Genomic DNA, 23,319 nt, shown 5'->3' on the forward strand with positions numbered 1-23,319 from the left:
TGCGGAATACGCGCCGCGGTTCAATCGCTGATGCGCTGGATCGAAGCACCGCACGCCGACAATTTTTCTTCCAGCCGCTCAAATCCGCGGTCGAGATGATAGACGCGGTTGACCATGGTCTCGCCTTCGGCGGCAAGACCCGCGATCACCAGCGACACCGACGCCCGCAGATCCGTCGCCATGACCGGCGCGCCGCGCAGTTGGGCGATGCCGTCGATGGTTGCGGTCTCGCCGTCAAGACTGATCCGTGCGCCGAACCGCGCCAGCTCCTGCACATGCATGAAGCGATTTTCGAAGATCGTCTCGGTGATCTGCGACGAGCCTCTGGCGCAGGCCATCAGCGCCATCAGCTGCGCCTGCAGATCGGTGGGAAAGCCCGGAAACGGCGCGGTCGAAACTGTCACCGGAGCGATTCCGGCGCCGTTACGGGCGACACGAATGCCTTCATTGTTGACGGTGATCTCGGCGCCAGCCTGCGTCAGCACGTCGAGCGCCGATTGCAATAGTTCCGGCCGCGCGCCGGCGAGTTGCACGTCGCCGCCGGTCATCGCCACCGCCATGGCGTAGGTGCCGGTTTCAATTCGATCGGGCAGCACGGTGTGCCGCGCACCATGAAGCTTGCTGACGCCCTCGACGACGATGCGAGACGTTCCTGCGCCGGACACGCGCGCGCCCATCTTGTTCAGGCAATCGGCGACGTCGAGAATTTCCGGCTCGCAGGCGGCGTTGGTGATGACGGTGGTACCCTTGGCCAGGGTCGCCGCCATCAACGCGACATGGGTGCCGCTGACCGTGACTTTGGGGAAATCGATGGCCGCGCCCTTGAGGCCGCCGGGCGCCTTCGCGATCACATAGCCGCCGTCGATGGCGATATCGGCGCCGAGCTTCTCCAGCGCCATGATCAGCAAATCGACCGGCCTTGTCCCGATGGCGCAGCCGCCGGGCAGCGATACCTTGGCCTCATGCATCCGCGCCAGCAGCGGCGCAACTACCCAGAAGCTCGCGCGCATCCGCGACACCAATTCGTAAGGCGCTTTGGTGTCGATGATGTTCGCCGCCGAAATGTGCAGGGTCTGGCCCTGATACTCGCGGTCGCCGGGACGTTTTCCGGCCGACATGATATCGACGCCGTGATTGCCGAGAATGCGCTGCAACTGCGCGACGTCGGCGAGCCGCGGCACGTTATCGAGGATCAGCGTTTCTTCGGTCAGCAGCCCCGCAATCATCAGCGGCAAAGCCGCATTCTTCGCACCCGAAATCTGAATGCTGCCGTTCAATTTACGGCCGCCGACGATGCGAATGCGATCCATGCCAAATCCTGCTTTTGCCAAGCCCGAACTATAGGGCGAACGGGGTCATGGCAGAAGCCTTGAAATTTGCGGCTATTTCATGGGGTTGGGATCGTGCCGCGCTGTCATCCCCGAAATCTCGACATCCAGGATTCAGCGCTGTCGCGCGGCTCAAGAATGACCACACGACTAAATCCGGTTGATGTCTTCGCTTTCCAGCACCGGCCTCGGATAGCCATCGCGCGCGACCTTGATCATGGCGCGGCCGACCTGTTCGGTGGTGGTCATGTATTTCGGCGCGGTACGATTTAGCAACGTCAGTAGCGGCGCCGCGGCCACATAGATTCCCTGCACCCAGCCGGTTTTCGACTTGATGCCGTGCAGCGGCTGAATGCCCGCGGGGCGAAACATATAGGCCGCCTTGAACGGCAGCTTGAGCAGATCGTTCTCGGTCTTGCCCTTGACCCGCGCCCACATCAACCGGCCTTGCTCACTGCTGTCGGTGCCTCGCCCTGTGACATAGACGAATACCATGCCGGGGTTGAGCTTCGACAGTGCCGTCGCTGCGGCGAGCGTGATGTCGTAGGTTAAATGCCGGTAGCGCTCCTCGCTCATGCCGACCGAACTGACACCAAGACAGAAGAAGCAGGCGTCGTATCCAGCAAGCCGCGCTTCGATCGCGGCATAATCCAGAAAATTGTCGTGCAGGATTTCGCGCAGCTTGGCGTTACGCTGGCCGGTCGGGCTGCGCCCGACCACAAGCACGCTTTCGATGCCGGGATCGAGCAGGCACTCGCGCAGCACGCCTTGCCCGACCATTCCGGTCGCGCCGAACAGGATGACTTTCATCCGATTCCCCTTCGCATCGTTGCCTTGCGCATTCAGGCGGCTACCGCGACACGATCAAATGATACGCCAGTTAGAGCCGCCGAGACATCCCAGAGCCGCGCCGCCACCGCGGCGTCCCTTGCCTGCCGCATGATCTTCGCCGGCACCGGCGGTCCCTTCAATTCGTAGAACCAGTTCGGACCATAGTAACCCCCCGGCTCCGCTTGCGGCGATGTCGCGGCGAACAGCGTCGGCAGCGCGCCCTCGGCGGCCGATTGACTGGCAAAGGGCTGAAGGATTTTGCCGAGCCGCCCCAGCAAGCCCCGGCTGCCCGGACCGTTCGCGATCAGGTCGGTTAGCGCGTAGCCGGGATGCGCGGCATTGCTCAGCAATCCCCAACCGGCGGCATTGCTGCGCCGCTGGAGTTCGAGCGCGAACATCAGCATCGCCAGCTTCGACTGGCAGTAGGCCTTGAAAGGGTTATAGGATTTTGCGCCTTGCAGATCGTCAAAATCGATCGTTCCAGAGCGATGCGCAAGGCTCGAGAGATTGACCACGCGAGGCTGGTTGCCACGGCGGAGCAGTGGGAGCAAATGCGCGGTCAGCGCATAATGGCCGAGATAGTTGGTGCCGAGCTGCATTTCGAAACCGTCGGCGGTCTCCTGCCGCTTCGGCAGTGCCATCACGCCGGCGTTGTTGATCAGCAGATCGAGCGAATCGTGCGTGGCTGCAAAGCGCGCCGCGAAATCGGCCACCGAGGCCAGCTTTGCCAGATCGAGGTCTTCGTAAGCAATTCTTGCGCCCGGAAATTTGTTGCGAATTTCCTCCAGCGCGCGGCGGCCCTTGGTTTCATTGCGACCGGTCAGCACCACTGTTGCACCGGCGCCTGCGAGCGCCAGCGCCGTTTCATAGCCGAGGCCGCCGGTGGCGCCGGTAATGACGGCGGTCTTGCCGTTCAGGGGCGGAATATCTGCAGTGCTCCAGCCGGTCATGCTTATATCTCCAGGGATTATCTTTAAGGCTCGATTCGTTCGCGGACATCAGCCGCGCGATGTTAAATGTGCACTTAGTGCAAATTTGCAAGAGGTGAAAATTGCAGCCGGCCGGCATCGCGCGAAAGCGCGCTAAGTCCAAGTCATCAAAGACGAAATCCGAAAAGACAAAATCGGAGGCAACCGCCGGCCCGCCCGGTCTGCGGGAGCGCAAGCGGCAGCAGACCCGCGAACGGTTGACCCGGGTCGCGATGGCCCTGTTCCTCGATCGCGGTTTTGAGGCGACCACGCTCGACGACATCGCGGCGGCCGCGGATATTTCACGCCGCAGCTTCTTCCATTATTTCGAATCGAAGGAAGACGTGGTTTTCGCCTGGCATGAGGAGACCACCGCAGCACTGATTGCCGCAGTGGCCGCACAACCCGCCGGCGAATCCATGCTGACCGCCGCGGAGAATGCGATCTCTGCGATGGTCCGCCAGATCGAGCCCGGCGAAGCGATCGCCATCGCGCGGCTCAAGCGCGACAATCCAGCCTTGCAGGCACGCGATCAGGTCAAATACGAAAAGCTTGAACGCGCTTTGGCGGAAGCGCTGAGCAAGCGCGCAGGTCATAAATCGGAACGGCTGCAGGCCCGGCTGGTCGCCATGATCGCGACCGGCGCGATGCGGATCGGCGGCGAGCTCTGGGCCGCCGAAGGCGCGCGCGAAAAGCCGGAAGCTTTGGCAAAGCGAATATTTGCGGCGATACGGGCGATCCCGAGATGATCGCCCGTATCGAGCGCAAACGGTGCCCTCGGGCTTTTTATTCGACCATGATCTTTTCGGAAAACCGGTAACCAGTTTTCCGGATCATGCTCTATCCCTTGAGGAACGCGAGCAGGTCGGCGTTGATCGTGGCTGCTTCCGTGGTGGGCATGCCGTGCGGGAAGTTCTTGTAGGTCTTCAGCGTCCCGTTCTTCAGCAACTTTGCCGACAATGGTCCAGCCGCTACGTAAGGAACGATCTGATCGTCTTCGCTATGCATCACCAGCACCGGCACGGTGATCTTCTTGAGGTCCTCGGTGAAATCGGTCTGTGAGAAGGCGACGATGCCATCGTAGTGCGCCTTGGCGCCGCCCATCATACCCTGGCGCCACCAATTCGCGATCACCGCCTCCGAGGCTTTTGCGCCCGGCCGGTTGTAACCATAGAAAGGCCCCTCCGGAAGCGCGCGATAGAATTGCGAGCGATTAGCCGCGAGCTGGGCCTGGAGTCCGTCAAATACTTCCTTGGGAAGGCCGGCTGGATTGGCCGCGGTCTTCAGCATCAGCGGCGGCACCGCGCTGATCAGGGCCGCCTTCGCCACACGGCTCTCGCCATGCCGTCCCAGATAATGCGCCACCTCGCCGCCGCCGGTGGAATGGCCGACGTGAATGGCGTTCTTCAGATCGAGATGCGCCGTCAAAGCCGCAAGGTCGTCAGCATAGTGATCCATGTCATGGCCATCGCCGGTCTGGGTGGATCGGCCGTGGCCACGGCGGTCATGGGCGATGACGCGATAGCCTTGAGCGAGGAAGAACAGCATCTGCGCGTCCCAGTCATCGGCCGACAGCGGCCAACCATGGCTGAACACGATGGGCTGTCCGCTGCCCCAATCCTTGTAATAGATTTCAATGCCGTCTTTGGTCTTGATCATTGGCATAACGAAGTCTCCTGCTGGGGTGAACTGACGCCGCCGCGCCTGTTGGGCGCGTGCGGCAAAATCTAAGACCCGCGATCAGGCGAATGTCGGCACGGGGCGGAATCGTCGCACCGCACCGATGATCACGATGATGAAGAACAGCAGCACGATGCCCTGCACGGCCGCGAATGGCGGTTCGGACGGCGGCACGCTCGGTGCGAGCGCATGCAGGAAGGGTATCTTGAGGAAGCCCTGGATGACGAGCACGAATACATTGAAGTAGAGCGAGATCATCGCCGTCACCACGTAGATCCAGCGCCATGAGCCGGAAAGCTTCATGCCGTAAAGCGCAAGGCACGCAATCGCCAGCAAAACCAGCGAGAGAATGCCGATCATGTGCGACGGCAACAGCTTGGTGAACGGAAACAGAAAGCCGGTCGCGCTGGTTAGAATCGTGAACAGAAGGAATATGGCCGTCATGCCCGGCTTCCGGTCGGAGCCGAGCAGTCCGAACATAACGAGGATGCCAGAAACGATACCGATCAGACTGATGATCACGTGGACCATCGTAAAGGTAGCCAAGCTCATTCCCAGAACCATGATGCACTCCCCCGGTTAAGACCGGTGAATGCTACGACTACCGATGAGAAATTACTACACACAGAGATCGATCAAACGCGCGAACGTGATGCCTGATTTTTTTGCAAACTTGTCATAACCACGTCAGCATCGATCGCGCAGGCGTTGAATGTCGGCCTTCAATAATAACGCGGGATCGGGCCGTTGTGCGGCGTCTTCCGCTTCGACAGATCGAACACGACTTCATCGACATAGCACCAGCCCCATCCTTCCGGCGGATCATAACCCTCAATGATCGGATGGCCGGTAGCATGGAAATGCTTGGTCGCGTGTTTGTTCGGAGAATCGTCGCAACAGCCGACATGGCCGCAGGTACGGCAGAGCCGTAGATGCAGCCACTCGCTGCCGATCTTCAGGCACTCCTCGCAGCCGAGCGCACTCGGCGTGACGTCGCGGATGTCAGCGACGTGGGTGCAGCGCTTTGCCATTGTCTCGCCTCCGTTATCAGAGCGCCGGCTTTTGCGCGTCGCCAAGAAAATGATGCAGTGCCGCCACCACCTGGGCGCCCTCGCCGATCGCGCCGCCGACCCGTTTGACCGATCCCGAGCGCACGTCGCCGACGGCGAATACGCCGGGTACTGAAGTCTCCAGCGCCGATGCCAGATCTCCGCGCGCCTTTTTGCACTGCGCACCCGTCACCACGAAACCTCCGCGGTCGACCATGACGCCGCAGCCATCGAGCCAGCCGGTGGCGGGATCGGCGCCGACGAACAGGAACAGGTTGCGGGTGTCATAGCTGCTTTCCTCTCCGGATAACCGGCTGCGCCAACGCAATCGCTCGAGCGACTGCTCTTTCGTGCCATCAAGTTCGACCACTTCGGTGTTGAACACCAATTCGATATTCGGCGTGGCCTCGATGCGTTCGATCAGATAGCGCGACATGCTGGCGCCGAGGCCGCCACCACGGATCACCATGTGAACCCGGCGGGCATAGCCGGACAGGAACACCGCGGCTTGTCCGGCGGAATTGCCGCCGCCGACCAGCACCGCATCCTGTTCCGAGCACAGCCGCGCCTCGATCGGAGAGGCCCAGTACCAGACGCCGCGGCCCTCGAAATCGGCCAGATTTCCGATCTCGGGGCGCCGATAACGCGCGCCGCTTGCGACCACGATCGAGCGCGCGCGCAGCACCTCGCCATCGTCGAGGGTCAGGCCGAATGCGCCATCCTCGCGCGAACAATCGAGCGACTTCACCGCGACCGGAATCATCATGTCGGCGCCGAATTTTTGCGCCTGGTTGTAGGCGCGGGCCGTCAGCGCCAGCCCGGAAATTCCGGTCGGAAAGCCGAGATAATTTTCGATGCGCGCGCTCGCACCCGCCTGCCCGCCAAACGACCGCGCGTCGCATACCGCAACGCTGAGCCCCTCGGACGCGGCATAGACCGCCGTCGACAACCCGGCAGGACCGCTGCCGACGACGGCGACATCGTAAACCCTGTCCTTGGCGAGCGCGCGGATCATGCCCATCGCGCGTGCCAGTTCGGATTCGCTGGGGTTGCGAAGCACGGTGCCATCGGGGATCACCACCAGCGGCCAGTCCGTCTGCGACGGCGAATAACGCACAATCAGTTCAGCGGCATCGTGATCCGTGGCCGGATCGAGCAGATGATGCGGACTGCCGTTGCGGGTGAGAAAGCCTCGCAAGCGAATAACGCCGCCCGAATTCGAAGGTCCGATCAGGACCGGACCGCCGGCGCCAGCCTGGATCAGATTGACCCGGCGCAGGATCAGCGCCCGCATGATGCGCTCGCCGAGATCGGCCTCGGCAACCAATAGCGCGCGCAACCGCTCCGGCGGGATCAGCAGCGTTTCAACCTCGCCTTCGGCCTCACCGTCGACCAGCGCGACGCGGCCCGAGAGCTGACCGATTTCGGCAAGAAATTGACCCGGCCCCTGCTCGATGACCGGCGTGACGTGACCGAGGCCGTCACGCTGGGTGATCGCGACATGGCCGGACAATATGACGAACATGCCGGGACCGGGCTTGCCGGTCTCGAACAGTTTTTCGCCGTCTTTGTAATTGGCGATCGCGCCGAACCGGCGCATGCGCGCGATCTCTTGCGAAGTCAGTGCGGGGAATGTCTGTTCATGACGCGGGAACGAGGCGGCTACCGGTGCGCTCGTCTTGTTACCTGTCGTGGTACTCACACTCGTCTCCGTTCTATATCGCCCGGACGATCGAACGCGGCGTGCCGCCGGTCGAGCCTGGTCAATCGTCCGGCTTCTTGCCGCTGCCGTCATATGGCGAGACGTCATCGACATTGGAAGGTGCCGACGTCGGATCGCTTCGTCCCCTCGCCTGCGATTTTCGCCGCTTGAGATTTTCGCGCAATGCCAGCTTCAAACGGTCCTGCCGCGCGTCCCGCGTCGAACCCCGCCCCGAATTTTTCGTGAGCGCACCAGCTTGCCCCTTGCCCTTGTCGCGGTCATCCTTCATCGCGAAACTATCCGCCTCACTCCTCAAAACGATATCACCGGGAGAATAGACCGATGGGCGAAAACCATGCACTGGCGGCTCTGCCTCAGCAAACCCTGGAGGGCTGGCATCGCTTTGTCGTCTCCGGCGACGAGAGCCTGCTGCAACCCTTGCTGTCGGAACATATTGTGTTTCGTTCACCGTTCGTGCGATCGCCAATTCCCGGACGCGTGGCGACTTTGCTGGTGCTGACCACGGTGGTGAAGATTTTCGAGAATTTTCGCTACCATCGGACGTTCATCGCGGGTTCTCATGATGCCGCCCTGGAATTTGGCGCCAATATCGGCAAATGGCAGCTCAAGGGGGTCGACCTCATCAAATTCAATGATGCCGGTGAAATGGTCGAATTCGAGGTCATGATCCGCCCCATCAAGGCGCTGCAGGCACTCGGAGAGGAGATGGGGAACCGGATCGGACCGCAATTGAGCCGCCTGAAAGAGGCCGCGGCGCGCTGATCGGGCTGCTTTTGGTGTTTCTGGAGCCAGCCTCACGCTTGCGCGAAAGGGGGCCTTGTGGCAAGGATCGCCCCGCCTTGTGAGCCCTCCGGGCCGATTCTCGCAATCCGGGCATGCTGCCGTAGCTCAGTGGTAGAGCACTCCATTGGTAATGGAGAGGTCGACAGTTCAATCCTGTCTGGCAGCACCATTTCCTTTTTAAAATCAACGCTCGAACTCGGCGCCAAGACGGGCAGGCCACGCCCTCCGATCGCGCCTTGAGGGAAGCTGTCCCATCGGACAGCTCCCGATAGAGGTTTGGCGAACTTTTAAATTGATCGGGCCCTGGCGTGCCCCGCAGCTTCCGCCGTGCATCCCTTCGTCCGGGCTAACCGGTGAACATCCAGAGTTGTTCGCTCGCCATATATCCGGCCAGCAACAGCCCACCGAAGGCGATAATGAGCGCCGCGGCGCCGACCTCGATCGCCCTCATTGCGAGCATGCCAAATCCGGCCCGCGCCTTCGCGATGCGGCTTGCGATCTGCCGCGCACTGACCGCAATTGTTGCGATGGTGGCAACCGTGATGGCTGTACCCAACCCCATGATCAGCGTCGCGCCGACACCGGTCCAAAATAGATCCTGGGCGAGTGCGAAGATGAGGACGATGATCGCGCCGGAACATGGGCGTAATCCAACAGCTACGATCGCGGACAGGCCGCGGCGCCAGCCGCCGGCGCCGGCCAATTCCGCGGGCTCCGGTCCGTGCGCGTGCCCCCAGGCCGAACCGTGATGATCGTGACAATGATCGTCATGACAGTGGTCGCCATGGACGTGAGCGGCGTCATCGGGATGGCATTGTTCGCAACGGATGGCGTTGGCGTCGTGACCGTGATGATGAAGCATCGTGCTGCCATGACTCTTACTGACAAGACTCTTGCTGCCAAGGCTGTTGCTGTCATGACTCGAGGAAGGCGTGGCTTCGCTGGAATCCTGCGGCCAGTTCAGTTCGCGACAGGCGATCAGGAAGCTGCGGCCTTTGACGAACAAAAGTCGCAGGCCGATCAAGATGACGAGAACGTAACTGACGATCTCGACGACATGCACGGTAAGCCCGATCGCCTTCGCCGTCGCGCCAAGAAGGACCGCGGCGATGGCCACGACCACGATGGCAACGATGGATTGAAGCCCGGCCGACGCGAACGACAGAACAACGCCGCGCCGCCAGGTTTCTTCGTTGGCGACGAGATAGGAAGAGATCACCGCCTTGCCATGCCCGGGGCCAACGGCATGGAAAACGCCGTAGAGAAACGAGATTCCGAACAGGCTCCACATGGCGGCGCCGTCATCCCTGCTCGCCCGGATGAAACCCGACAGCGAACGATAGAACGCCGCCTGTTTGGCAAAAATCCATCCTGTCAAACCCGATTGGAACATCATGCCGGTCGACGGATGGGGTGCCCCGAATGCCACGCCCTGTGCCGACGCGGCATCGATCGCGCAAATAACGAGGGCTACCGCCAAGACCGTCATCAGCACGGCACCGCGCCAGGAGTTGTAAGCGTTCATCGTTGACCAACTTTTTTGGTTTTCAAGCCGTCTATCGAGCGAGGGATTCATGGGCATTTCACCAGGATCTTGTTGGCGAAGATTTCCCCGTAGGTGCTCGAGGCATCGAGCGGAACGCTATCGAGCTGACTGAGCCGCAACTGCTCGGCCGGAGTCGGCTGATGCGGCAAGTCGACGGTCAGCAGGCATTGCGGCGGCGCTCCGCTCAAGGACACTGGCTTGTCCTTGGCGAATTCGAAATCGACAAAGATCGAGGGATCGTAGACTTCGACCTGCATGGCCTTTGCAGTCGCGGGCGCTTTCAGCGGCAAGGTGAAATGCAGAACCAACGCCGGGTTCTTGTATTCGAGCCAGTAGTCGACTGGATCTGAAAACTTCACTTTCTTGCCGTCGGCGCGCGCATAGGTGAAGTAGTCATACTCTTTCAGCGAATCGACGTTTAACTGGGCAAGCGAAGCCAGCTCCTCGCGCGTGTATTGGCCCTTTTTGGCGTGCGGGATGCCCTGAAGGGCATAGCTGGAGAACATGTCATCGAACGTCCAGGCATGACGGACGCCGCTCATGGCACCGTCGGCGGAATAAAGGACCTCGCTGTGCAAGGTCACCCAGACGTGCGGATGCGCATCGGCGCGCCCGATCGACAGGGACAACAAAAGCGCGGCGCAAGCATAGACACGTGTTCGTTTCATCATGGCACGTCCACCGGCGAGAGTTCGGATGTGAACGACCGCCGCAGAAGCGCGCGGCAGATCGGTTTGTGGGGATGCGGTCCAGTTCGCGTTCATCGCGCGGCTTGGCGCAGGCCGCATCACGCTGCGTGACCGCCGATACCGCTTCCGTCGCGGATATGATCCTGTTTGTTGAACAGATACCGGCGCTGGACGACGCGGCTATCGGTTCTCAATCCGTGACGGGTGGAGAGGCAGCCGCTTCAGTTGTCAGCGCCGCCAGAAGCGGGCGCGATACGCAAGCCCGGAGGCTAAACGCCTGTCAGCCGAGCGGCGGCGCGCGCGACTGAAACGGCGCGCGGTAAGATCCAACGACGATATCAACGGCGAGTTCAAAGACGCGGTCGATAGCCCTGAATCCGAACGACAGCGGCGGCCGCGGCGGATCAGGGACGAAGGACGTCGACAGTAGGAAGCTGGAAAAGCAGATCGGGCAATGTTCGTCATCGTCAGCCAGTTTCGACGGAAGTTGCGTCGATGCCTCCAGCTTCGCCGGCCCGCGCCAATTGCTGACGGCGTCTGTTTTTGAATAGGTAATCTGCGGATAGGCGATATCGTGGGCATGGATGTGCCCGAACGACAATGCGAGCTGCAGCGTCAAAGCCGCCAGCGCGAGGTAGACGCCGCATCGCCGAACGAAGGTCCGCAACAACATGTCGTTGGCCTGCACCAAAGTGCTCGCCCTTCCCTTCAGGTCCCAGCGGCTGAGCTATATAACGTTATAACGTTACACTAGGCAATAGATCTCCCGCGCGGTCGGCTAATGTCGGCGACAATGCCGCCTGGCAAACAAAGTTGAAGCCCGGTACCGCCTACTGGGCGCCGGATGAGTCAGGACAATGGATTCCACCTGCGCCCGGATTGAGGCGCAGCACTACCGCGCGGCCGGTATGGTTATGGCATCCACGGTGGCAACGGGCACGGGGACCGCCGCAGTCTCCGATGGCACGTCAGGAAATTCGGTTTCCCAGCCGCCGCCCAGCGCCTTGAACAATTGCACCAGATCGAGCGAGACGTTGGTCGTGCTCGTGGCATATTGCTGCTCGGCCTGCAGCAAAGTGCGTTCCGCGTCGAGCACGGTCAGAAACTCCGTGACCCCGTCATTGTAGCGTGTGCGCGCGAGGTCAAGCGCCGCGCCCGCGTGCTCGGACTGCGCCCGCAATCGCGCCCGGCGGCTCATTTCCAGCCGGTGCGCCACCAGCGCATTGACCACCTCGTGCCAGGCCTGCAGCACGGTCTTGCGGTAAGTGATCGCCGCTTCCTGCTGCTGCGCGTCGCGCAAATTGAGCGTACTGCGCAACCGGCCGCCGGCGAAGATCGGCAATGTCACGCTGGGCCCGAAAGTATACTGCAGCGAGCTTGGCTTATAGAGATTGCTGATCTCGAGCGAATCGAAGCCGACATTGCCGTTGAACTGGATGCTTGGATAAAAGTCGCCGATGGCGACGCCGATATTCGCCGTCACCGCGTGCAGTTGATCTTCGGCCGCGCGAATGTCCGGGCGCCGCCGCGCCAGTTCGGAGGGAATGCCGAGCGGAATCCGCGGCGGCCCGGTATGGACCGAGGCTTCCCCGACCGTGCTGCGTAGTGCGCCGGGCGGCTCGTCCAGAAGGAAGCTGAGCGCATTGATGTATTCGGACTCCTGCTGCTGCAGTTGCGGAATCTGCGCACGCACCCCTTCGACCTGAGCCGCGGCATTCTCGACATCTAGAGCATTTTGCAGTCCGCGTTGCTGCCGCTCCTGGGTCAGTGAGAGGACGTCGCGATCGACCTTCAGATTGTCATTGGCGATCTTGATCTGGGTCTGCACGCCGCGCAGCTGGATATAATCCCTGGCAAGCTCGGCCAGGCTCGAGACCAGCGCATCGCGGCGCTGGTCGGCTGCCTGGTCGACGCTGGCATCGGCAGCTTCGACCTGCCGGCGGACCTTGCCCCAGAGATCGATCTCCCAGGAGGCATCGAAGCCGGTGTTGTATTCATTGATCGGGGTGATGGCGAAGCCGGGACCGGCCAAGGGTGCGATCAGGCTGACGATGCCGTTCTGGCTATAGAGTTCGCGATTATATTTTGCGTCGCCATTGAGCGAGGGGAATAGTGCTGCGGCAGCGACACCGCGCTGGAAGCGGCTTTCGGCAAGTCGCAGTGTCGCGGTTTGGACATCGAGATTGGCGGCCGCCACCTGCCCTTCAAGCTTCATCAACACCGGATCGCGAAACACCCGCCACCACATCGGATCGGTCGGCGCCGGCAACCGCGCGTCCGGCACAACCTGGCCCTTGTCGCCTTGGAATGACACCTCGGGAAGATGCGAATCGGGTTGAACGAAGTCGGGACCCACCATGCAACCGGCCACCAAAGCGGACAAACCCATTGCCGCCAGCAGATTCCTGAGCGCTCGGAACTTCATCAATGGGCCCCACCGGGAGCGCCGCCACCGATTTTCGGCGACAGGAACAAGCAGAACGGCGCCACGATAAACGCGACGATGGCGCAATAATAGAACACGTCGGAATAGGCCAGCACCGTCACCTGGATCCGGAAGGCCTGGTAGACGCGCCCGATGGCGACGTCATGCGCGGCGACGCCGACGCGGCCCATTGTATGCAGGGCCTGCTCATAGGTCGCGATCAGCGCCTGATACGGCTGATGGAACGGGCTTGCCCATTGCGACAGATAGGTTTGATGGACCTGCGAGCGTTGCGTGATCTGCGCGGTTGACAACGAAATCCCGATCGAACCGAACACATTGCGGAACATCGAGAACAAGGCGGCCCCGTCGCCATTGAGACGCCGCGGCAGCGTCATGTAGGCCACGGTGCTGATGGGAACAAAGAGGAAGGCGAGGCCGGCGGTCTGCGCCGTACGCATCATCACCAGCGTGCGAAAATCGACGTTCGGCGTGATCGTGCTGGAAAACAACAGCGCTCCGCCCATGATCATGAAGCCCACGCCGATGACGTAGCGGGTTTGCACCACCGTCATCAACTTGCCGACGATCGGTATGAGCAGGATAACCGCTATTCCTCCGGGCGACAGCACGAGTCCGGCCCAGGTCGCGGTATATTGCAGGGTCTGCTGGGCAAATTGCGGAATGATGACTGCGCTCGCATAAAGGATCGCACCCATCGCGCCAATGAACATGCAGCCCGCGGCAAAGTTGCGATCCTTGAACACGGCAAGATCGATGATCGGCTTGTCGGCGGTGAGCAGCCATCCGATCGCGCCGAGGATGCCCAAAAAGGCGATCAGCGCCATCAGCCAGATGAAGCCGGATTCGAACCAGCCGGCGTCCTCGCCGCGATCCATCATGATCTGCAGCGCGCCGAGCCCCAGCGTAATCAGCGACAGGCCGATGTAATCAATGCCACGGCTCCTCTTGTTCTTCTCCCAGGGCGGATCCTCGACCAGCACCGAGACCAGAAATACCGCGAGCGCTCCCACGGGGATGTTGAGAAAGAAGATCCAGCGCCAGCTCGCCTGGTCGGTGATATAGCCGCCAAGCGTCGGACCGAGCACCGGCGCGACCACGGTTGCGATCGCGGTGACACCGAAAGCCGCGCCGCGTTTGGCCGGCGGAAACGTATCGAGGATGATGGATTGCTGGTTGGGCTGCAGGCCGCCGCCGAAGAAGCCCTGCGCCAATCTGAAGACAATGAGCTGTGTAAGGCTGCTCGCGATGCCGCAAAGGAACGAGCACACGGTAAACATCGCGATGCAGATGATGAAGTAGCGCTTGCGGCCAAGCAGATCGCCGAGCCAGCCCGAAATCGTCAGTACGATGCCGTTGGCGACCAAATAGGACGTCAGCGCCCAGGTTGCCTCGTCGCTGCTTGCGGAAAGGCTGCCGGCGATGTGCGGCAGCGCCACGTTGACGATCGTGGTGTCGAGAATTTCCATGAACGCCGCGAGCGTCACCGACACTGCGATCAGCCAGGGATTATACGCCGGCTTCCAGGCCGCCTCCGCGTGGGCCGCCGCTGCGCCGGCCTCGCTCACTGGACGGTGACCGTTGGTTCGACGGAGATGCCGAGCGGCAGCGGAATATTCGGATCGAGGCCAGAGTCGATCACGATCTTGACCGGCACGCGCTGCACGACCTTGACGAAATTCCCGGTCGCATTCTCCGGTGGAAAAGCGGTGAACTTGGAGCCGGACCCGAGCTGAATGCTGTCGACATGACCGCGAAGGTCGAGTGACGGGTAGGCATCGACCTTGATCTTGACCGATTGACCCGGCCGCATATAGGCGAGCTGGCTTTCCTTGAAATTCGCGGTGACCCAGACCTCGGGCGCGACGATTGAAAAGATCTGCTGCCCGGCGGTGATGTAGTTGCCGACCTCCACATTGCGCTTGGTGATCCAGCCGTCCTGCAGCGCCTTGACCTCCGTCCACGACAGATTGAGGTTGGCCTGATCAAGCCTCGCCTGGGCCTGCTCTACCTGGCCCTTCAGTTGACCAACCTGGGAATCGGTTTCTCCAATCCGCTGCGGGACCGGCGAATTCTGCGACACCTGCGCTTCTGCCAGCGCGACCTGTGCCTGCGCCTGCTTCAGCGATGCAGTGGCGGCATCAACCTCCTGCTGCGAGGTTGCAGGCTTGGACAGGCTCTGCTGCCGATCGTAGTCGGCTTGCGCCTTGGCGAGATTGGCCTTGGCGGTCGCGAGCTGCGCCTGCGCCTGCGCCAGCTGCGCCGGAAAATTCTTGCGCGCGATCTCGGCGCCCAGTTGTTGTCCCTCATACTGGCTTTTCGCCGTCGCCAACGCACCCTCAGCCTGATCGCGGTCATTGATGTATTGCCGCGGATCGATGTGGATCAGCACCTGGTCTTTCTTCACGAACTGATTGTCGTTGACGTCGAGGGAAACCACCGTGCCCGAAACCTGCGCCGCGATGTTGATGGCGCGCCCGTCGGTGTAGGCGTCATCGGTGCTTTCGAGGTTGCGGGTTTCCAGCCAATAGAGGATGCCGCCGATCGCCAGCAAGGCGACCACGATGACGCCGATCGTGACAACCAAGGGACGGCGCTTCTTGCGCGTCTCTCGATCGGTCTTGTCCTGGTTTTTTTCGTCCTGTTGCCTGGCGTTGCCGCCTGAATCTTCCGGAGTTTTGCGCTCCTCGCCGATATCGGCGCGTTTGCCGCTGTCCTCGCCCGTGGGGGATTGCGGATTTTTCCCCGCAAACCGCTTCGCGTCATCGTGACTTGCAGCGGCGTGATCGGTATCAGTATCGGTCATCGCATCCCACTCTTTGGGTGTATGTGCCGGAGCCGGCGAATGCCGGAAACTTAACCGAACTCATCGGTACGCAATATAAAATGAGGGTAACCTGAGTCAACCAGCACGGGCTAATTCAAGAGATCAAATGACGCGGCCGAAGGCTAAAACCGTTCGCAGGGTTCCCCGTGGAGAAAAACGGCGGACGGAACTCGCCGAGGTGGCCGAGCGCCTGTTTCTGAAGCATGGATTTGCCGAAACAACGATGCAGATGATCGCTTCGGAGGCAGAAGCCTCGAAGGAAACGCTCTACCGGCACTTTTCAAGCAAGGAGGCGCTGTTCGCAGAACTGATCAGCGCAAGAGCCGCGACGGTGGCTGGCCCTCAAAGCGCGCTCGGACGTGACGAGCCTCCGGCGACCGCACTGTTCGAACTTGGAATGAGCCTGATGCATCTGATGGCGAAAGGCGAAGGGGCTTCTTTATTCAACATCATTATCGCCGATGCGCAGCGGGCTCCGGATTTGGCCCGCATCTTCTACGATCAAGGGCCGGGGGCGACCCTCAAGCGCCTCACCGCCTATCTGGATTCAGCAACGCGGCGCGGACAGCTCCGGTGCGATGATCCGCGGCGCGCTGCGAAACTTTTTCTCGGCGCCGTCATCTCGCACCATCATTTGCACTGCCTGATCGGCCAGCCGCCAGTCACCATAAGTCCCGTCGAGATGCGCAAGCATGTCCAGGCGGCGGTTGAAATGTTTCTGTCGCATTTTGCAAAATGATTCGCGTGGCCGTTCTGCCGCACATCCATTCAATGGAACCTGTAACGATCCGCGGAACTCGTCGCACATGCTCTTCACGAAAGCGTCATCGCGACCGCGCAACTTCGTGCTGAACGCGTTGCGAGAGCTGATTTCAGGGCGGATTAAGGCATCATTTAGCTTTGATTAAGGCCCCATTAAGCACAGCAATTCGTCGTTCCTCCAACAGGTTTGGTTCTCACCCACTGTGACCTATCGGTGACAGCATTTTATGCAAAAGCTGTCTATCTCCGCGCCATGGATGGAGCCGACACACGGCCAATCTCGAAAAACGATCTGTTGGAGACTTAAGACCAATGAAGAAGATCCTGCTCGCTACTGTGGCCCTCGTCGCTCTCGGCGCGACCGTGCCAGCACTCGCCGCCGATCTGGCGCCGCGCACCTACACCAAGGCTCCGGCCTACGCCCCGTCACCGATCTATAACTGGACCGGCTTCTACATCGGCGGTCACATCGGCGGCGCGTTCGCCGGCAATAACAGCCTGACCGGCAGCGATGGCCGCTTCCTGGGTGGTATCCAGGGCGGTGCCGACTATCAGTTCGCCACCAACTGGGTGCTCGGCGTCGAAGCCCAGTACAGCTGGATGACCAGCAACAACAACGGCGTGCTCTTCCCGGGCACCGGCGTTGGCACCCTCGTGAGCTCCAACAGCAACGAGCTCGGATCGGTCACTGGCCGGCTCGGCTATTCGTTCGGACCGGCGCTGCTGTACGCCAAGGGCGGTTATGCCTTCAAGGACGGCGACCATATCAGCGCGAGCATTGGCGGCGTGCCGGTGGCCTTCACCACCGACGGCAACCATCATGACGGTTACACCGTCGGTGCTGGCCTCGAATACATGTTCGCACCGAACTGGTCCGCCAAGATCGAATACCAGTATTACAACTTCGGCAGCGGCACCTTCCTGACCGGCCCCGCCGGCCTGGTCGGAACCCGCTTCACCGACGACGAGCATACTGTGAAGGCTGGCCTGAACTATCGCTTCAACTGGGGTAGCTGGGGTGGTCCGGTCGTCGCGAAGTACTGATCGCGTCTGATCGAAGTCAACGGAAAGGCCGGCCTCGTGCCGGCCTTTTTGTTTTTTGAGCCTTTTGATTCGTAGCCGAGGTTTCGATAACCGAGGCTCCCATCCATTGACGCGTCTTCCCTTCGCGAACGCTATCCGTTTCGCTCGACAACGCCGCCAGGCGCGAAAATTGCGCAAAACACGTCAGATTTCCTGACTTTATTAACCCGGTACCACGATACTGCTACCCGAAGTTTCATCCCCCGGGGATGAAAGGTAAGGGCGAGGCAGAACGCATGGCTTTACGATCCACCCTTCGCAAATCCCTGAACTTCGGCTTTTTGCGCCCGCATTGGGGCATCAGGGGCAACCTGTTTGCGGCCTTTGCCGTGATCGCTGGCATGGCCATTGTCATCAGCGCCGGCGCCGGCATGGCGCTGAGACAGCTCGGCGGGGCCATGCTCGATCTGAGCGGACGGGATATTCCGCGCCTTGCAGCCAGCCTTCAGCTCGCGGCCGAGAGCGCAAGCCTTGCCAGCCAGGGCCCGGCGCTATTGGCCTCGCGCAGCGCCGAAGCGCTCGACGCGCGCACCAGGAAAATGAAGGAAACCCAGCAGATCGCGCTGGCAAAGCTCGGCGAGATCACCGAGCTCGGCGCAGACAAGACGGTCGTCGCAGCGCTGGGCGAAACCGTGAAAAACATCGACGACACGATCCAAAGCCTCGGCTCGGCAGCCCGCGAACGGCTGGAGGTCGCCGCCTTGCATGACAAGCAATACGCAGCCTTGCGCAGCGCGCAGACGAGCTTTGTTGCCGCCGCAAGTCCGGCGATGATGGACGCCCAAAGCCAGATCAACGCCATCCTCGGCTCGGCGAATCTTTCCCAGGATGACGCCACGGAAGCGGCGCGGACCGTGGACCAGCTCGGCAATGTCGTCGCCAGCGGCAATCTTGCGGCGTCGGAGATGATTGCCGCTCTTTCCGCCACTAGCAGCGACACGCTCGATACAATCGAGAAGGAATTCAAGGACACCAGAGAGCGCGTCAAATCGAACCTCGATATGCTGCCGAAAAATTCCGGCAATGCGGCGCTTGGAAACGCCGCGCAGCAATTGCTGGCATTGGGCGAGGGCAAAACCGGCGTCTTCAAGATTCGCCAGAAGGAACTCGACGCCAACGATTACGGCGACGTGATCCTCGAAGAAACCGGCAAGCTCAATGTCGGTCTCGGCATCAGCGTGCAGCAACTCGTCGACGGCGTGCGGAAGGAAACCGACGCATCGACCTGGCAGGCGCGTCAGGAAATTTCTTTCGCCACCGTGATCATGCTTGCGCTCGGTGTCCTCACCCTCGTCGGATCGGTGCTGTTCGTCTGGCTCTATGTCGGCCGCAACATCCTGCGCCGGATCCACGGCCTGCAACGCTCGATGCAGCTTCTGTCCGACGGCGATCTCGAATCGGAAATCCATCAAAGCCGTCAGCGCGACGAGATCGCATCGATGGCGAACTCGCTGCAGATCTTTCGCGAGAGCATGATCGAGGCCCGGTCGCTGAGCGCCGACCAGGACAAGGATCGCGCGGCCAAGGCCGAGCGCGCTTCCCGCATGGAGGCCCGGATCGTCGAATTCGAAGCCACCGTTCGCGCCGCGCTGGACGGCCTGCAGAACTCCGCCAGCTCGATGCAGACCACGGCGGAATCGATGTCGACGACCGCCGATCAATCCAGTGCGCTGGTGAGCGCCGTGGCGTCGGCCGCCGAGGAAACCTCCGTCAACGTGCAGACGGTGTCCTCAGGCACCGAAGAGCTGTCGTCATCGATCGCCGAAATCGGCCGCCAGGTCGTCAGCTCGGCGGAAATTGCCCGCAAGGCCGTCGATGAAGCGGGCGCAACCGATGCCACCATGCAGGGCCTTGCCGATAACGCCGCCCGCATCAGCGTCGTGGTCGATCTGATTCAAACCATCGCCTCGCAGACCAACCTGCTTGCCCTCAACGCCACCATCGAAGCCGCCCGCGCCGGTGAAGCCGGCCGGGGCTTTGCCGTGGTCGCGTCCGAAGTGAAGAATCTCGCCAGCCAGACCGCGAAAGCCACCGACGAAATCCGTTCGCAAATCGCCAGCATGCAGGCGGTGACAGAATCGGCCGTCGGCGCCATCAGGAGCATCGGCAACACCATCGGCGAGATCAACGACGTGACCACCGCGATCGCTTCTGCCGTTGAAGAACAGGGCGCGGCGACACGCGAGATCGCCCGCAACATTCAACATGCCGCTGGCGGCACCAGCGAGGTCTCGAGCAATATCGTCGGCGTCAGCACCGCCTCCGCCGAAGCCGGATCGGCCGCTAATGAGGTGCTGACCGCATCCGGCGCGCTCCGCCGCGAGGCCGAGGTGCTGCGCACGGAAATCGACGCGTTCCTCTCCAATATACGGGCGGCCTAGGCTTGCGCCATGCAGCGCAGGCTCAAGCCTGCGCCCGCAACGCATGGTTTCATTACCTTTGCCGGTTCTGAAGTCCGCTTCGCGGTATTTTGCCCGAACTTGAATTGTTTTTCGGCTGGCGCGGCGCCGATTGTGCGGCTAAGCCGATAGGGCGATGCATTCAAAAACCGACACGGTCCAGTCCTCGGTCGAGGCACTGCGCTACCCCTGGGAAAATCATCCCGGCCCCGATGAGGTGGTCGAGGTGATGCCGGGTGTGCTGTGGGTCCGGCTCAAGCTGCCGTTCCGCCTCAACCACGTGAACATCTATCTGCTGGCCGACGGCGACGGCTGGACGATGGTGGATTCCGGATTCGGCAACGAGGAGTCGATCGCGGCCTGGACTACGCTGTTCGAGGGTCCGCTTAAACATGTGAAAATCAGCCGTCTGATCGTGACCCATTCGCATCCCGATCACGTCGGCCTGGCGGGCTGGATCGTCGAACGATTCAACTGCGCACTTTATATGTCGCAAGTGGAATATCTGCAGTCGGTTTATCATCAGAACCGCGGCACCGAAGAACGCAAGATGGCGCAGCGCCTGTTCTTCCGCCGCCACGGCATGGACGAGGACCTGACCGACAAGCTGCTCGGCCGCGGCCAGGACTATCTGAAGCGGGTTTCAATCCTGCCGCCGTCCTATCACCGCATCTCGCATGGCGACGAAATCTCCATCGGTGCGCGGCGCTTCAAGGTCATCACCGGTGGCGGTCATGCGCTCGATCAGGTGATGCTGTATTGCGCCGCCGACAAATTGTTCCTGTCGGCCGATCAGGTGCTGAGCAAGATCTCGCCCAATGTCAGCGTCTGGGCGGTCGAACCCGATCAGAATTCGCTCGGCGAATACCTTGCGTCACTGGCGAGCCTCACCACCACGCTGCCTTATGACGTCATCGTGCTGCCGGGCCATGGCGTACCGTTTTTCGGATTGAAGACACGCATCAAGCAATTGGCCGATCATCACGAAGAGCGTTGCGGGCTGATCGCCGACGCCTGCCGGGAAACCCCAAAAACGTCCAAGGAACTGGTGCCCGTCGTGTTCCACAAGCACGTGCTCGACGTGCATCAGATGGGCTTCGCCGCCGGCGAGCTGATCGCCCATGTCAATTACATGCTGGTCGAAGGGCGCCTGAAGGCCGAGGAAGTCGACGGCGTGCTCCACTTCCGGACCACCTGATCGTCAGCCCCCCAAAACATCGAAGCGGGCTCGTTGCCCCTTTTTATTTGCGGTGCCTTGTACGTTATTGCGGCAATCGGCCCGGCAATCTCCGGTTCGCGGCGCCAGCCAACCGATCGCGACAGCTTTAATGCATTGATTGCCATCAATTTTTGACCCGCGCTCCGGGCAACCCGGCATCCCGTTGACGGCGCGACTGAATGCCTGATTTCGGCTCGACATTAAAGCTGGAAAAGCTCTAAAAAGATGCACGCGTTCCGGCCCCAGCTACCGTTCCAGGTTTTGCGATGGATTACAGCAAATTCTTCCAAACCGCCCTCAGCCGCCTGCATGATGAGCGGCGTTACCGGGTTTTTGCCGATCTCGAGCGCATCGCGGGCCGGTTCCCGCATGCGGTGTGGCACTGCCCGACGGGGCCGCGCAATGTCGTGATCTGGTGCTCCAACGACTATCTCGGAATGGGCCAGCATCCCAAAGTGGTCGGCGCGATGGTCGAGACCGCCACGCGCGTCGGCACCGGCGCCGGTGGCACCCGCAACATCGCCGGCACCCATCATCCGCTGGTGCAGCTCGAACAGGAACTGGCCGACCTGCACGGCAAGGAAGCCTCGCTATTGTTCACGTCGGGCTATGTCTCGAACCAGACCGGCATCGCGACCATCGCGAAACTGATTCCGAACTGCCTGATTTTGTCGGACGCGCTCAACCACAATTCGATGATCGAAGGCATTCGTCAGGGCGGTTGCGAGCGGCAGGTGTTCCGCCACAGCGACGTGGCGCACCTTGAAGAACTGCTGCGCGCGGCAGGGCCCGACCGGCCGAAACTGATTGCCTGCGAAAGCCTCTATTCGATGGACGGCGACATCGCGCCGCTGGCGAAAATCTGCGACTTGGCCGAACGCTATGGCGCGATGACCTATGTCGACGAAGTACATGCGGTCGGCATGTACGGCCCACGCGGCGGCGGTATCGCCGAGCGCGACGGCGTCATGCACCGCATCGATATTCTGGAAGGCACGCTGGCCAAGGCCTTTGGTTGCCTCGGCGGCTACATCGCCGGCAACGCCGATGTCATCGATGCCGTTCGCTCCTATGCGCCCGGCTTTATCTTCACCACCGCGCTGCCGCCGGCGATCTGCTCGGCTGCGACCGCGGCGATCCGGCATCTCAAGACCTCGACTTGGGAGCGCGAGCGCCATCAGGACCGGGCCGCCCGCGTCAAGGCGATCCTTTCCGCGGCCGGACTTCCCGTGATGTCGAGCGACACCCACATCGTGCCGCTGTTCGTCGGAGATCCCGAAAATTGCAAGCGAGCCAGCGACATCCTGCTGGAGGAGCACGGCATCTATATCCAGCCGATCAACTATCCGACCGTTGCCAAGGGCGCCGAACGGCTGCGGATCACGCCTTCGCCGTATCATGACGACGGGCTGATCGATCAGCTGGCCGAAGCGCTGTTGCAGGTCTGGGAGCGCCTCGGCCTGCCGCTCAACGAGAAATCGCTCGCGGCTGAATAGCCGCTTCATTTGTTAGCGCGTATTCTGGCCGCAAAACCGGCCTTCCCCCTTCGGATCGAGTCCGAGGGCGAGTTTTTGCGGAATACCCCGCCTGTTCATTTCGCGCGTATTCTCGTCGCAAAGCCGGTGCCCAATTTTGCGGAACACGCGCTGATGGAAATAATCTGGAAAGGCATCGTCGGCGGCTTGATGACGGCGGCGATCGTCTGGCTCTCGAAGCGAGGCAATACATTGCCTGGCATCCTGCCCTTGTTTCCGACCTTTGCGCTGATTGCGCTGCTGGTTGTCGGGGCGAAAAATGACAATGCCGGATTCCGGGAAGCCTGCGTCGCCGGCGCCAAGACCATTCCAGCCTACCTGGCCTTTCTGGGCGTCTGCTATTTCACGATCGGCCGGCTCGACTACCGGGTTGCCCTGCTTGGCGGGCTCGCCACCTGGCTGATCGTTGCGTTAGCCATTTTCCTCGCCCTCCGCTCGGCTTAACGACGAT

General features: G+C 61.4%; 22 protein-coding genes and 1 tRNA gene. 9 read left to right on the plus strand and 14 right to left on the minus strand.

From position 1 onward, the window contains the following. Window positions 1-20 precede the first annotated feature (20 nt). The 3 genes from murA to BLV09_RS22015 all read right to left on the minus strand — a co-directional run bounded on the left by murA (window position 21) and on the right by BLV09_RS22015 (window position 3,109). A complete protein-coding gene (gene murA / locus BLV09_RS22005; RefSeq protein ID WP_146688885.1) occupies window positions 21-1,310 on the minus strand; it encodes a UDP-N-acetylglucosamine 1-carboxyvinyltransferase in 1,290 nt (429 codons plus the stop codon). A 168-nt stretch (window positions 1,311-1,478) separates the two neighbouring features. After that, a complete protein-coding gene (locus BLV09_RS22010; RefSeq protein ID WP_146688886.1) occupies window positions 1,479-2,138 on the minus strand; it encodes an NAD-dependent epimerase/dehydratase family protein in 660 nt (219 codons plus the stop codon). A gap of 32 nt (window positions 2,139-2,170) precedes the next feature. After that, entirely contained in the window at window positions 2,171-3,109 is a 939-nt protein-coding gene (locus BLV09_RS22015; protein ID WP_146688887.1) for an SDR family oxidoreductase, read from the minus strand. A gap of 200 nt (window positions 3,110-3,309) precedes the next feature. Between BLV09_RS22015 and BLV09_RS22020 the strand changes: the two genes are divergently transcribed. Next, window positions 3,310-3,876 carry a TetR/AcrR family transcriptional regulator gene (locus tag BLV09_RS22020; RefSeq protein ID WP_244549190.1) on the plus strand — a complete coding sequence of 189 codons (567 nt, stop codon included), beginning with the start codon at window positions 3,310-3,312 and terminating at the stop codon, window positions 3,874-3,876. A 91-nt stretch (window positions 3,877-3,967) separates the two neighbouring features. Here the strand turns inward: BLV09_RS22020 and BLV09_RS22025 are convergent, their stop codons facing one another. From BLV09_RS22025 to BLV09_RS22045, 5 genes are all read right to left on the minus strand, one after another. Then, the gene (locus BLV09_RS22025) at window positions 3,968-4,792 is read right to left on the minus strand and encodes an alpha/beta fold hydrolase (RefSeq protein WP_146688888.1); all 825 of its coding nucleotides are present in this window, start codon (window positions 4,790-4,792) and stop codon (window positions 3,968-3,970) included. A 75-nt stretch (window positions 4,793-4,867) separates the two neighbouring features. Further along, window positions 4,868-5,371, minus strand: a complete 504-nt coding sequence (locus tag BLV09_RS22030) for a hypothetical protein (RefSeq protein WP_146688889.1) — start codon at window positions 5,369-5,371, stop codon at window positions 4,868-4,870. 158 nt (window positions 5,372-5,529) lie between these two features. Continuing rightward, the gene (locus tag BLV09_RS22035) at window positions 5,530-5,838 is read right to left on the minus strand and encodes a UBP-type zinc finger domain-containing protein (protein ID WP_146688890.1); all 309 of its coding nucleotides are present in this window, start codon (window positions 5,836-5,838) and stop codon (window positions 5,530-5,532) included. A gap of 16 nt (window positions 5,839-5,854) precedes the next feature. Further along, complete coding sequence (locus BLV09_RS22040) at window positions 5,855-7,558, minus strand: FAD-dependent oxidoreductase (protein WP_244548783.1); 1,704 nt, start codon at window positions 7,556-7,558, stop codon at window positions 5,855-5,857. 61 nt (window positions 7,559-7,619) lie between these two features. Beyond that, window positions 7,620-7,847, minus strand: a complete 228-nt coding sequence (locus tag BLV09_RS22045; RefSeq protein WP_146688892.1) for a hypothetical protein — start codon at window positions 7,845-7,847, stop codon at window positions 7,620-7,622. A gap of 53 nt (window positions 7,848-7,900) precedes the next feature. Between BLV09_RS22045 and BLV09_RS22050 the strand changes: the two genes are divergently transcribed. Then, complete coding sequence (locus BLV09_RS22050) at window positions 7,901-8,341, plus strand: nuclear transport factor 2 family protein (protein WP_146688893.1); 441 nt, start codon at window positions 7,901-7,903, stop codon at window positions 8,339-8,341. 115 nt (window positions 8,342-8,456) lie between these two features. After that, window positions 8,457-8,531: transfer RNA gene (locus BLV09_RS22055), tRNA-Thr, on the plus strand. A gap of 177 nt (window positions 8,532-8,708) precedes the next feature. Here BLV09_RS22055 and BLV09_RS22060 read toward each other — a convergent pair. The 6 genes from BLV09_RS22060 to BLV09_RS22085 form a co-directional block, all read right to left on the minus strand. Beyond that, complete coding sequence (locus tag BLV09_RS22060) at window positions 8,709-9,887, minus strand: nickel/cobalt transporter (protein ID WP_283806783.1); 1,179 nt, start codon at window positions 9,885-9,887, stop codon at window positions 8,709-8,711. Window positions 9,888-9,934: 47 nt separating this feature from the next. Next, window positions 9,935-10,576, minus strand: coding sequence for a DUF1007 family protein (locus BLV09_RS22065; RefSeq protein ID WP_146691233.1), 642 nt, complete (start codon window positions 10,574-10,576; stop codon window positions 9,935-9,937). Between the two features lie 301 nt (window positions 10,577-10,877). Further along, complete coding sequence (locus tag BLV09_RS22070; protein WP_146688895.1) at window positions 10,878-11,285, minus strand: hypothetical protein; 408 nt, start codon at window positions 11,283-11,285, stop codon at window positions 10,878-10,880. Window positions 11,286-11,489: 204 nt separating this feature from the next. Then, a complete protein-coding gene (locus tag BLV09_RS22075; protein WP_146688896.1) occupies window positions 11,490-13,022 on the minus strand; it encodes an efflux transporter outer membrane subunit in 1,533 nt (510 codons plus the stop codon). Continuing rightward, window positions 13,022-14,611, minus strand: coding sequence for a DHA2 family efflux MFS transporter permease subunit (locus BLV09_RS22080; RefSeq protein WP_100384455.1), 1,590 nt, complete (start codon window positions 14,609-14,611; stop codon window positions 13,022-13,024). The genes BLV09_RS22075 and BLV09_RS22080 overlap by 1 nt, the downstream gene beginning before the upstream one ends. Then, on the minus strand, window positions 14,608-15,849 hold the full coding sequence (locus BLV09_RS22085) for an HlyD family secretion protein (protein ID WP_146688897.1): 1,242 nt from the start codon (window positions 15,847-15,849) through the stop codon (window positions 14,608-14,610). Before BLV09_RS22085 ends, BLV09_RS22080 begins: the two co-directional genes overlap by 4 nt. A 127-nt stretch (window positions 15,850-15,976) precedes the next feature. Between BLV09_RS22085 and BLV09_RS22090 the strand changes: the two genes are divergently transcribed. The 6 genes from BLV09_RS22090 (at window position 15,977) to BLV09_RS22115 (ending at window position 23,312) form a co-directional block, all read left to right on the plus strand. Further along, a complete protein-coding gene (locus tag BLV09_RS22090) occupies window positions 15,977-16,609 on the plus strand; it encodes a TetR/AcrR family transcriptional regulator (protein ID WP_100384457.1) in 633 nt (210 codons plus the stop codon). A gap of 335 nt (window positions 16,610-16,944) precedes the next feature. Further along, window positions 16,945-17,676 carry an outer membrane protein gene (locus tag BLV09_RS22095; protein WP_100384458.1) on the plus strand — a complete coding sequence of 244 codons (732 nt, stop codon included), beginning with the start codon at window positions 16,945-16,947 and terminating at the stop codon, window positions 17,674-17,676. Between the two features lie 275 nt (window positions 17,677-17,951). Further along, window positions 17,952-20,096, plus strand: coding sequence for a methyl-accepting chemotaxis protein (locus tag BLV09_RS22100; protein WP_146688898.1), 2,145 nt, complete (start codon window positions 17,952-17,954; stop codon window positions 20,094-20,096). Window positions 20,097-20,250: 154 nt separating this feature from the next. After that, entirely contained in the window at window positions 20,251-21,312 is a 1,062-nt protein-coding gene (locus BLV09_RS22105; RefSeq protein WP_146688899.1) for an MBL fold metallo-hydrolase, read from the plus strand. Window positions 21,313-21,599: 287 nt separating this feature from the next. Beyond that, entirely contained in the window at window positions 21,600-22,829 is a 1,230-nt protein-coding gene (gene hemA, locus BLV09_RS22110) for a 5-aminolevulinate synthase (protein WP_100384461.1), read from the plus strand. Between the two features lie 9 nt (window positions 22,830-22,838). After that, on the plus strand, window positions 22,839-23,312 hold the full coding sequence (locus BLV09_RS22115; RefSeq protein ID WP_244548784.1) for a GlpM family protein: 474 nt from the start codon (window positions 22,839-22,841) through the stop codon (window positions 23,310-23,312). The last annotated feature ends 7 nt before the right edge of the window (window positions 23,313-23,319 follow it).

The organism is Bradyrhizobium canariense (genome assembly GCF_900105125.1).
GTDB lineage: Bacteria > Pseudomonadota > Alphaproteobacteria > Rhizobiales > Xanthobacteraceae > Bradyrhizobium > Bradyrhizobium canariense_A.